The organism is Mangrovibacterium sp., assembly GCF_059905295.1.
The window spans coordinates 1-9,823 of sequence record NZ_JBZQJF010000242.1; the positions used below are offsets into that span (position 1 = coordinate 1).

8 protein-coding genes are annotated in these 9,823 nt (G+C 42.3%); 5 read left to right on the forward strand and 3 right to left on the reverse strand.

From position 1 onward, the window contains the following. The 3 genes from AC37HE_RS12635 to AC37HE_RS12645 all read right to left on the reverse strand — a co-directional run. The coding region (locus tag AC37HE_RS12635; protein WP_500783206.1) for a cytochrome c3 family protein at positions 1 to 1,530 on the reverse strand (1,530 nt) is incomplete at its 3' end. A 2-nt stretch (positions 1,531 to 1,532) separates the two neighbouring features. Next, on the reverse strand, positions 1,533 to 1,988 hold the full coding sequence (locus AC37HE_RS12640; protein WP_500783207.1) for a QcrA and Rieske domain-containing protein: 456 nt from the start codon (positions 1,986 to 1,988) through the stop codon (positions 1,533 to 1,535). A 50-nt stretch (positions 1,989 to 2,038) separates the two neighbouring features. Then, on the reverse strand, positions 2,039 to 3,298 hold the full coding sequence (locus tag AC37HE_RS12645) for a cytochrome b N-terminal domain-containing protein (RefSeq protein ID WP_500783208.1): 1,260 nt from the start codon (positions 3,296 to 3,298) through the stop codon (positions 2,039 to 2,041). Positions 3,299 to 3,858: 560 nt separating this feature from the next. Between AC37HE_RS12645 and AC37HE_RS12650 the strand changes: the two genes are divergently transcribed. The 5 genes from AC37HE_RS12650 (at position 3,859) to AC37HE_RS12670 (ending at position 9,537) form a co-directional block, all read left to right on the forward strand. Beyond that, positions 3,859 to 4,848: a LacI family DNA-binding transcriptional regulator gene (locus AC37HE_RS12650; protein WP_500783209.1), complete on the forward strand. Its 990-nt coding sequence runs from the start codon at positions 3,859 to 3,861 to the stop codon at positions 4,846 to 4,848. 56 nt (positions 4,849 to 4,904) lie between these two features. Then, entirely contained in the window at positions 4,905 to 5,819 is a 915-nt protein-coding gene (locus AC37HE_RS12655) for a carbohydrate kinase family protein (protein WP_500783210.1), read from the forward strand. Positions 5,820 to 5,849: 30 nt separating this feature from the next. After that, positions 5,850 to 7,160, forward strand: coding sequence for an L-fucose:H+ symporter permease (gene fucP, locus AC37HE_RS12660; protein WP_500783211.1), 1,311 nt, complete (start codon positions 5,850 to 5,852; stop codon positions 7,158 to 7,160). 121 nt (positions 7,161 to 7,281) lie between these two features. Further along, positions 7,282 to 8,667, forward strand: coding sequence for a carbohydrate porin (locus AC37HE_RS12665; protein ID WP_500783212.1), 1,386 nt, complete (start codon positions 7,282 to 7,284; stop codon positions 8,665 to 8,667). A gap of 27 nt (positions 8,668 to 8,694) precedes the next feature. Next, on the forward strand, positions 8,695 to 9,537 hold the full coding sequence (locus AC37HE_RS12670; RefSeq protein WP_500783213.1) for a sugar phosphate isomerase/epimerase family protein: 843 nt from the start codon (positions 8,695 to 8,697) through the stop codon (positions 9,535 to 9,537). The last annotated feature ends 286 nt before the right edge of the window (positions 9,538 to 9,823 follow it).

The following is a 9,823-nucleotide window of genomic DNA, read 5'->3' on the forward strand; positions in this document are numbered from 1 at the left end:
CGGACTGCCCAGGTATTTATCAATCACGCCACTCAGCGAATCCGCAAAGTAAGTTCCCATTTCCTGTACTGCTAAACTCCGCACATTGGGTGGATAAAGCTCATTGTCAGCAATCTCCTTTAATTCTCCTGCTGCTTTCGGATCACCGGCCTTAGCTCCCGCAAAAGCCTCGGAATAATGAAATCTTCTTCGCTGGCCAAACCACTTGGTAATGTAGTTGTCCGACCACTGGTTCGATTGATCCGTATGACATTGGTTGCAGGCATTGGGTGTTCCGTTTTGAATGGAAAGGTCAGGCCGGGGAATCCGGAAACTGTGATCACGCCGATAGTCAACCCCCATGTAGTAGCCCCCATGCATATGACAGTTGATACATTCGGTTCCCGAGCCAACATCGAAAACCACGCCCGACTCCGAAACAACTGCTTTGCCCGGCATTCCGGCACTTTTGTGATGATGGTGGCTGTAAGTGTCATAAATGTCTTTCTGGTGACACTGCAAACAGAGCTTATTACCATCGAATAACCGTTTGCCGCTGTGCACATTATGACAATCGTTGCATTGAACGCCTCGCTGGTACATTTTACTTTGCAGGAAGGAGGCATACACGTAGTCTTCGTCCTTGATTTGTCCATCGATATACCAGGTGGGTTCACCCGGCAACGCAGGTATCATCTGGTCGTAAATATTTTGCGTTTTGTATTCGATATCCCCCAGCGCACTTTTGCGGGAATGACAACGGGCACAAAGATCGACATACTGCTTATTATCGATGTTACTGGTCTTAACCTCCAGTCCAAAATTTTTAAATTCAGCTTGTGAGTATTTCGGTAGCTGAGCCCATTCAACATGATTCGAGCCGGGACCGTGGCACGCTTCACAACTCACATCAATTTCCGACCAGCTGGTATGATACGAATTCGTTTCTGGGTTATAGCCCTTTTCCAAGTTGGTTGAGTGGCATTCAGCACACATGCCGTTCCAGTTCTGTGCCTGGTTCGTCCAGTGTAACCAGTTGGTGTGATCTACAATCTCGTCTTTATAAGTTGAATCGGCCATATGATACCAATTCTTATCCAGCGTATTCCAGGTTACCGGCAAAGTTTGTAGCCGGCCCCGGTCGAACTCTACCAAATATTGCTGCAAGGGATTGTACCCAAATACGTACTTAATTTCGAAGTCGTGCATTTGCCCGTCTTCGCCATCACTGGTCATAAAGAACTTCCCGTCCTTGCGAAACATGCGGTAAGTATGCCCCTGTGCCTGGAGTGTCTGGTTCGAGAAATCACCCAACACGGTTGAATCATTGGCATAATCCATAGCCCGGTCATGATCTGAGCCTTTCCAATCGTTATACTCATTCATGTGGCACTCTTTACACACCTGGCCACCAACAAACTTCGGCTGAACTGTTGAAAGCTCTTCCCCGGGTTTCCAAAAGCTCAGCTTTACCAACATCAAAACCGGGAAGAGCAGCAGGACCGTAAAGCCCAACAGGCGGATTATTTTTTTGTACCTTTTAATATCCATACTTACGCATACATTACTTGTGAATGGTCGAATTTACTGCGCCTCATTGGCTTGCCGGTATCTACCAGCACTTTGTTGCCTTTAAAGGCAATCGGGTAATAATCCAGTGCCCGGGTAGCCGGCGATAGAATCACCTCTCCGCTTTTCTCAAAGGCCGACGCGTGACAGGGACATTCGAAACGATCGTGGGCGCTATTAAACCGGATGATACATCCTAAATGGGTACATTTGGATGATACCGCAATAAAGCCCCCGTCATCCAGGCGGTACAGGAAAAAACGGGCTGCACTGAACGGGTAAACCCGACCTTTCTCGAAAAAAGAGATATCACCCGCTTCGTAATAGTTGTCCTCATCCGCTCCTGTTTTATCCAGCTTCAGAAGTCGGAAAAACACATAGGCAAATTCCAACGAGACCAGGCTGTAGAGTATTCCTTTTAAAAATTTTCGTCTTTTCATTTTTCCAGAATTTCCAGATTAATTGGAACCGAAGTTTTACACCAACGACCTTAAAATATCAGTTGCATCCCCTGCCCTCTCAACAAACTTCCGACGAGCATCATCACCAGGTAGGCAACCAGAATCAGGGTAACCGAGGCTATGACAAGCTCCATACGGTTAGCCTGTAATTTCTTTTTCAAATAAAGGATAAATCCACCGGCCGGAACAAAATACAGCAGAACCGGGAAAACGCCCTCGGTAATGAGAACCGGCAATCGGGTAAACCAATGGTTAAAGTCGAGCAACAAATCATCGACAAAAATCATCAGCAAGGTAAGCAGGGTTGTAAACACGGCCGTTAGGACGGTAATTCGTTTACCTTTTGCTGAAAAGAACCAAACTCCCTCATTAACTTTCGGATAAGGCAGAAAGGGTATGATAATGAAAAACTCGATCACAAGCAGTGGAATCAAAAAGGATGCAAAGGCCGGGTGCATGTGCATCAGCAACTCCTGGAAGCCCATAAAATACCAGGGAGCCTTACTGGGGTTGGGACTCAACAGCGGTTTGGCTTTATCCTGCAAAGGAGCATCGATAAAAAAGGAAAACAACAACACGACCAGCACAACGATAAGGGCTGTCAGTATCTCCTTATAAACCAGGTTCGGAGATGTATCAACTTTCTCAGCTTTTTCCGACGTAGGAATAGCAACTCCTTTTGCCCGGCGAACCAACCAAAAGTGAATAACCATAAAAAAGATCATCAACAATGGCAACAAGCCGGTATGAAAGGTATAAAAACGCAACAGGGTTTCTTCGGTAACAGTGTCACCTCCACGAATCATGTTAGCCAGGAAATTCCCGACAAAAGGGATATAGCTCAGCAGGTTGGTCATGATGGTAACCGCCCAGTACGAAAGCTGATCCCAGGGCAAAAGGTAACCGGTAAAGTTGGAGCTAACTACAAAAAATAGTAACAGCAAACCGTAAAGCCAGTTTTTTCGCCGTTCAAAATAAATAGCCTGGGAATAAAACACCCGGACTAAATGCAAAAAGGCAACAACAACCAGCAGCATTCCACTCCAATAGTGGAAATTACGCAGCAGCTGACCAAAAATAACCTGGTCCTGCAGCCGGACAATGGAATCGTAAGCCCCGGCACCGGAAGGAACGTAAGCAAATCGAAGCAACAACCCTGTAACAAAGAGGATTACAAAAAGCAAAGCTGAAATTCCACCTAAACCGAAAGTCCGGTTAAAAACAATCGCTTTCGGTTCCACTTTCTTCGGGTGCAGATGCAACAGAAACTTCGTGATCGCTCGATTCATGGGGGGATGTTTCATAAGTTTACCTTTGATTGTTCTATAAACCAATATTCACAGTTTGCTAAGATAATTAAATTGTTAATTAAAGACTTCAAAGCAGCGTTGGTTCAACCTGCTAAATTCATTTAAAGTTGATGATAAGTAGTGCTTGAAAAGCGTCAATAAAATTCGTGTTTAACTACAACCTGAAAAACTCAATAATCAGTTATAAATAGTACAACAAAGTCTAAATAACTACTGCAGAAAATTTCAACCGGATTTAAAGTTTTTAAACGTATTAATTAAAACCTAAACTCCAGTGTACTTTCAAACTTCTTATCGATATTCAGTCTAAATAACTGAGAATAAAGCCAATTGACGCGTCTCTGAGAGACAAAACTAAACTGCTATTTTTCAAGCTATTAAAGACGGTAAAATTTGCAAATAGTTGAATTTGAATTTCTATTCAACCTATTTGCAATCAATGTGTTTTAGAGCAGATTTTGATTTGTTTAAACGTTTAAACTTTAACTTTGAGCTATCAACCATCCAAAAATGGGCGAAAATCAAGAAATTCTACTTGTATGAAAAAGACCGTATCATTAAAAGACATTGCCGCTAAAGTTGGAGTCTCTACCGCTTTGGTTTCGTATGTTTTGAACGGAAAGATGGAAGGTAGAATCAGTAAGGAGGTGGCTGCTCACATTAAAGCTGTCGCCAAAGAACTGGATTACCGCCCCAATCAGATTGCCAAAAGTTTGAAAACCAACAGAACGCACACACTTGGGTTACTTCTGGCGGATATTGCAAACCCCTTCTCTTCGCAGATTGCACGAATAGTTGAGAACGAGGCCAACAAACTAGGTTACACGATCATTATTGGTAGTTCAGACGAGCAAGTTGAGAAATCCAAAAGTCTGATCGACCTATTCCTGAACCGGCAAGTTGACGGCTTAATCCTATCATTACCTGAAAATTCGGAGGAAATTGTTGCCGATCTGAAAAATAGAGAAATTCCCTTTGTTTTACTGGACCGTTATTTCCCGGATATTCCTTGCAATACAGTAGCTATTGATAATTATGCTGCAGCAAAAGTGGCCGTAAAGCATTTACAGGACAATAAGTTTAGCAAAATCGGGATCATCAGCTATAAGACCTCCCTGGTTCATTTAAATGAGCGTGTACGGGGGGCTTCAGATTTGTGCAATGGAAACGAACAAATTGGTCTGGTTCGCTTAGGGCATATCCAGGAAGATGTAGAAGAAGCAATCAAGCATTTCCTTGCTAATAAAATTGAAGCGATCTTCTTTACATCAAACTTATTAGCAATATCAGGATTAAAATACCTGAACAACAAAAAGATTGCCATTCCGGATCAGCTGGCGGTTATCGCTTTCGATAAAACCGATGCATTTGACCTGTTTTACACAACAATTAGCTACGTCAATCAGCCACTCAGCAAATTAGGATCCGAAGCAGTTAAACTTGTCAATGAATCAATTACCGAAAAAGGAACCAATAAAACAATCTTTTTGAAAACAGAGCTTGTAAAACAAAACTCAACAGTTACTTAATATTTTTTGACTAGCTGTTTAAACGTTTAAACAAATTACACTTAAATACAAGAGTTATGGAACCAAAAAAATCAAACTTAAACACAATCGTTTGTTACGGTGAAGTCTTATGGGATATTTTCCCAGATGCAACGAAACCTGGTGGCGCACCAATGAATGTTGCCTACCACCTGAAAAAATTGGGTATCGACAGCAGGATGATCAGCAGCGTCGGTTCAGACCAACTAGGCAAGTCCCTTTTAAATCAATTGCAAAAATGGGATATACCGACTGAAAACTGTCCGATTAATGATAATTTTCGCACGGGTTTTGTTGAAGCAATCTCTGGTGAAGACCATGAAATGACTTATGTGATTCACGAGGATGTGGCTTGGGATTATATTCATCAATCATCCGATAATGATGCTGTGGTAAGCCAGGCTGATGCGTTTGTATTCGGAACCCTGGTTACCCGATGTGAAATTTCCCGCAACACACTTTATCAATTGCTGGAGAAAGCTTCTTATAAAGTATTCGACATCAACCTTCGCCCTCCTTTCTATTCAAAAGATGTAATCGAGTACTTATTGCAACAGTGTAATCTTCTGAAATTAAACCACTCCGAGCTTGATCTGATCATCTCATGGTACAAGGAAAGCAAGCCCGACGAAGCAAGCGCAGTTCAGTTTATCCAGAAAAAATTTGACGTTGGTGAGGTAATCGTCACCAAAGGAAGTCAGGGAGCCAGCTACTACGATGGTAAGCACTCTTACACTTTCCCGGCATTCAAAGTTGAAGTAAAAGATACTGTCGGAAGTGGCGATTCTTTCCTGGCAGCTTTTCTTGCGAAAAAAATTCAAAATGCAAGCATCGAAACGAGTATGTCCTATGCTACTGCGCTTGGAGCGTTTGTTGCCTCCAATGAAGGAGCCTGCCCTCCATATTCAATCACCCAATTGGAGCAATTTGCCAACCTGAGCACTTGTGTTTAAACATCATTCATCAAACTAAATAAATCAATTATGACAATCGCTAATCTGAGCGCAAAATCGTTTGCAGCTCCAAAAGTAAAATCCAGCAACTACATACTGCCGCTGATCCTTATTGTAAGCCTGTTCTTTATGTGGGGAATGGGTAGTAGTATTAATGACATCCTGATTAAACAATTTAAAAAGACCTTTGAATTAACCGATTTTCAATCCGGTCTGGTTCAATCTGCTTTTTACCTGGGCTATTTCCTTTTTGCGATTCCTGCATCGCTGGTAATGAAAAAGTTTAGTTATAAAACCGGAATTGTAACAGGACTATTCCTCTTTGCTACCGGAGCCTTTCTTTTTTACCCTGCAGCAGAAATTGAATCCTATGCATTTTTCCTTTTTGCACTATTCATTATCGCATCCGGATTAACCTTTCTTGAAACAGCAGGCAATCCTTATGTTACAGCCTTAGGAGATCCATCAACAGCGACCTTCCGCTTAAACCTTGCTCAGGCTTTTAACCCAATTGGCTGCGTAACAGGAATCTTAATCGGCCAGCATTTCATTCTAACCGGGGTTGAACACACTAAAGCAGAATTAGCGAATATGTCCCAAGCTGCAGTACAAAATTATTACACTGCTGAAGCTCACACCGTACAAACACCTTACCTGATTATCGGGTTAACGATTATTGTTGCCGCATTAATTATCCTGATGACCAAATTTCCTGTTGTTCGTGATGAAGAATCAAACGGTTCTGTTTCAACCCGCAAAACTTTGAAATATTTATTGAGCAAACGACACTACAGAATGGCGGTAATTGCCCAATTCTTCTACATTGGTGCACAAGTTTGCATCTGGAGCTACCTGATTCGTTACATCCAGGGAACTATTCCAGGAACATCAGAAAAAGATGCCGCAAACTTCTTAACGATTTCATTAGTCGTATTCACTGCAGGTCGATTTATTGGGACAGCACTTCTGAAACAAATAAAAGGTCACACGCTATTATGGGCTTATGCTGCACTGAATGTTATCCTGATTGCAATTGCGATCGTATTTCCGGGAACTATTGGGCTTTGGGCCTTGGTTGCAACAAGCTTCTTTATGTCGATTATGTATCCAACAATTTTTTCATTAGGAATTCGGGGGCTTGGAGAACACACCAAACTGGCTTCCTCTGTTTTAGTTATGGCAATTATTGGCGGTGCTTTGCTTACTCCTGTAATGGGACTGGTTTCTGTTCACTTTGGCATTGGTAATTCAATTGTAGTTCCACTGATCTGCTTTTTGATTATTGCTTATTACGGAATGGTAGGATACAAGGAAAAAGCAGAAACTCAAATACTTGATTAAAATTTTCAGGCACGTTTGTTTAAACGTTTAAACAAACTCCTAACTATTCAATTTTTTTAATAAACATTCATTTTACCCAAAAAAGACCCCGCTTTGGGTTATGACAAAAAGAAAACTAATCATGAAACGCAAAATTCAATTGATAGCATTAATGATCACTTTTTGTCTCTCAGCAGGAGCACAAGTTGTGATCACCAACACAAACTTCTCAATGGGAACAACCGGACGAATTGGTATCGGCATATCTCCTAACGGAGAAGGAAACCAGTGGAAACCATTAAACCTGTCAGGACAAGGTTCATTGGCAGGCCGAATGGAACAATACGATTACATGGATCTACTACCCGCGATCCACTTTACTCCGCAAACGGACAATAAAGACGCAACAGATGTTACGCTTCAGGTTCGTTTGGGAATGTATTCGGCCAACGGTCAGTTCATGGGAAACGTGAGCTCACGCTCCCCGGAAGGTTTAACCTTTATACTTCCCGAAACATACGTTGAAGCCCGAAATATTATGGGGAGCGATTGGTCTGCTTGGGTAGGCGTTCGTTTCCGGCGATACGACGATATCCACATTTGCGATTACTTCTATTTCGACGACCATTCGGCTCAAGGTGCCGGGGTAAGCTACAAGAATACAGAATTCGCCATTTATATGCCGGCATCTTCAGATTCGGCAGGGGTCTATCCATACAATTATGAAGTTACTGTAGAAGGAGCGACAAACCCGGCCATTCGCCAACGTCTGGTTTTTGTTGGAGAACATACTTTACACTTTCAAAATGGCAACTCTTTGAAGTTATTGGGGGAATATCATACTGTCGCAGCGAATTCGCTCAATGCCGATTATGCCTATCCCTCTGATAATGGTTATGTAGTTGGTGCAAAATTCAACTCTCTTATTAAAACGGCAACACCGGGATCATTTAATCAGTTTGCAGTGCGGTATGGTGCTGGAATTGCCAATGGCGGAGACAATGGGAACACCTGGACCTGGGCCACTTACGGCGCACCAAATAAGAAGGGTAAATATACTGGTGCTTACTCATTTACTGCAGTTGAACACTTTCTTTTGAACCTGCATAAACGAATCAGTATAAATGGGTACGGTGTCTTTACCCAAAGTAAGGGAGGTGCCGAAAGTACAAACAAAGCACTATTCTTCGATGGCAACCAGATTTATAACCGGAAAAGGGATTTCGTAGTTGGCTTCCGCTCGCTTTATTACGCAACCGACTGGTTACACTTAATTAATGAAGTCCATTATGCAACACGCAAAGACGGAAATAATCCAACTGCTTCTATGTGGAAATTCTCCTTCGCTCCTACCGTTGTTCCCTTGGGGAAAAGGAGTCCATGGTGTCGACCACATATCCGCCTGGTATTCACGGCTGCGCGTTACAACGATTTTGCCCGCGACAATCAATACTCCCCTTACCTGACTATTAATCACCAGCGTTGGGGTACTTATATCGGTATTAAAACAGAAATGTGGTTATTCTAATTTTTAACAACAATCAATCTTAACATTATGCCCAAATTTGGAACGTCTTACTTATCATTTATACCGTCATGGTCTCCCGAAGGGGGAGCCTATTCCATCAGGAAAGCTTCGGAATACGGATTTGACATGCTCGAAATCAGTCTTCCTGCCTCTCTTGACTTTGATACACCAACAGTTAAAAAACAGTTGAAAGAAGCTGGAATAGACTGCAGACTAACTTTAAACATTCCACAAAATTGTCACATGCCATCCCACCCTGAAAGGACGCTTCAATTAGTTAAAGGAGCACTCGATATTGTCGCTGAAATGGAAGGGGATTTTCTCGGGGGTGTGTTACATTCAGCAATTGGAACATTCACCCGAAAACCTTGTTCCGAAAACGAACGCAAAATCGTCAAAGAAACATTTTCCGAACTGGCAGCATACGCAGCCGAGCGTCAAATTACAATCGCACCCGAACCAATTAATCGTTACGAAAGCTACGTACTAACTTCTGCGAGTGAGGTATTAGACCTAATTGATGCAACACAAGCTCAAAATATCGGGGTTCATCTTGACACCTTTCACATGAATATTGAAGAAGCAAACTTTTATGATCCGGTTATTCGTTGCGGGAAGCGCTTAAAGCATATCCATATCACGGAAAGTGACCGGGGAATGACCGGCGAAGGAAACATACACTGGGATGACTTTTTCAAAGCACTCGGCGAAATCAATTATCAGGGCCCGCTGGTGTTGGAGAACTTTTCATCCGAAATAAAAGAGTTGGTAGGTCCAACGTCCTTGTGGCGGCCTTCAAAGTACAATTCTGAAGACCTGGCTAAAGGAAGCCTTGCTTTCATGAAAAAAATGGTTGAAAAGTGGTATTAAGCTGAATTCGATTTTTAGATATTCCTGCTGTGATCAACGATTAAACCCTTTTCAAACTCTTCTCTTAGATCAGAATATTTCGGGTGTAATGTTATTCGAGAACGGAACACCATTTAACGACAAAAGCCGCGGAAACCGCGGCTTTTTGTGCCCAGGACGGGACTCAACTATTATTTTATTAAATTGATTTTCATATTGATATTTAGCCCATTAGCTCTGCATTTCAAAATTCTTCAGGATAAAATTAACATTTATATTGCCTTAAACGTTCCCCCTTTCGTTCCCC

Coding starts and splice junctions, on each gene's coding strand:
- AC37HE_RS12640 (WP_500783207.1), bottom strand. CDS start 1,988: ATGAAAAGACGAAAATTTTTAAAAGGAATACTCTACAGCCTGGTCTCG.
- AC37HE_RS12655 (WP_500783210.1), top strand. CDS start 4,905: ATGGAACCAAAAAAATCAAACTTAAACACAATCGTTTGTTACGGTGAA.
- AC37HE_RS12670 (WP_500783213.1), top strand. CDS start 8,695: ATGCCCAAATTTGGAACGTCTTACTTATCATTTATACCGTCATGGTCT.
- AC37HE_RS12665 (WP_500783212.1), top strand. CDS start 7,282: ATGAAACGCAAAATTCAATTGATAGCATTAATGATCACTTTTTGTCTC.
- AC37HE_RS12645 (WP_500783208.1), bottom strand. CDS start 3,298: ATGAATCGAGCGATCACGAAGTTTCTGTTGCATCTGCACCCGAAGAAA.
- AC37HE_RS12650 (WP_500783209.1), top strand. CDS start 3,859: ATGAAAAAGACCGTATCATTAAAAGACATTGCCGCTAAAGTTGGAGTC.
- fucP (WP_500783211.1), top strand. CDS start 5,850: ATGACAATCGCTAATCTGAGCGCAAAATCGTTTGCAGCTCCAAAAGTA.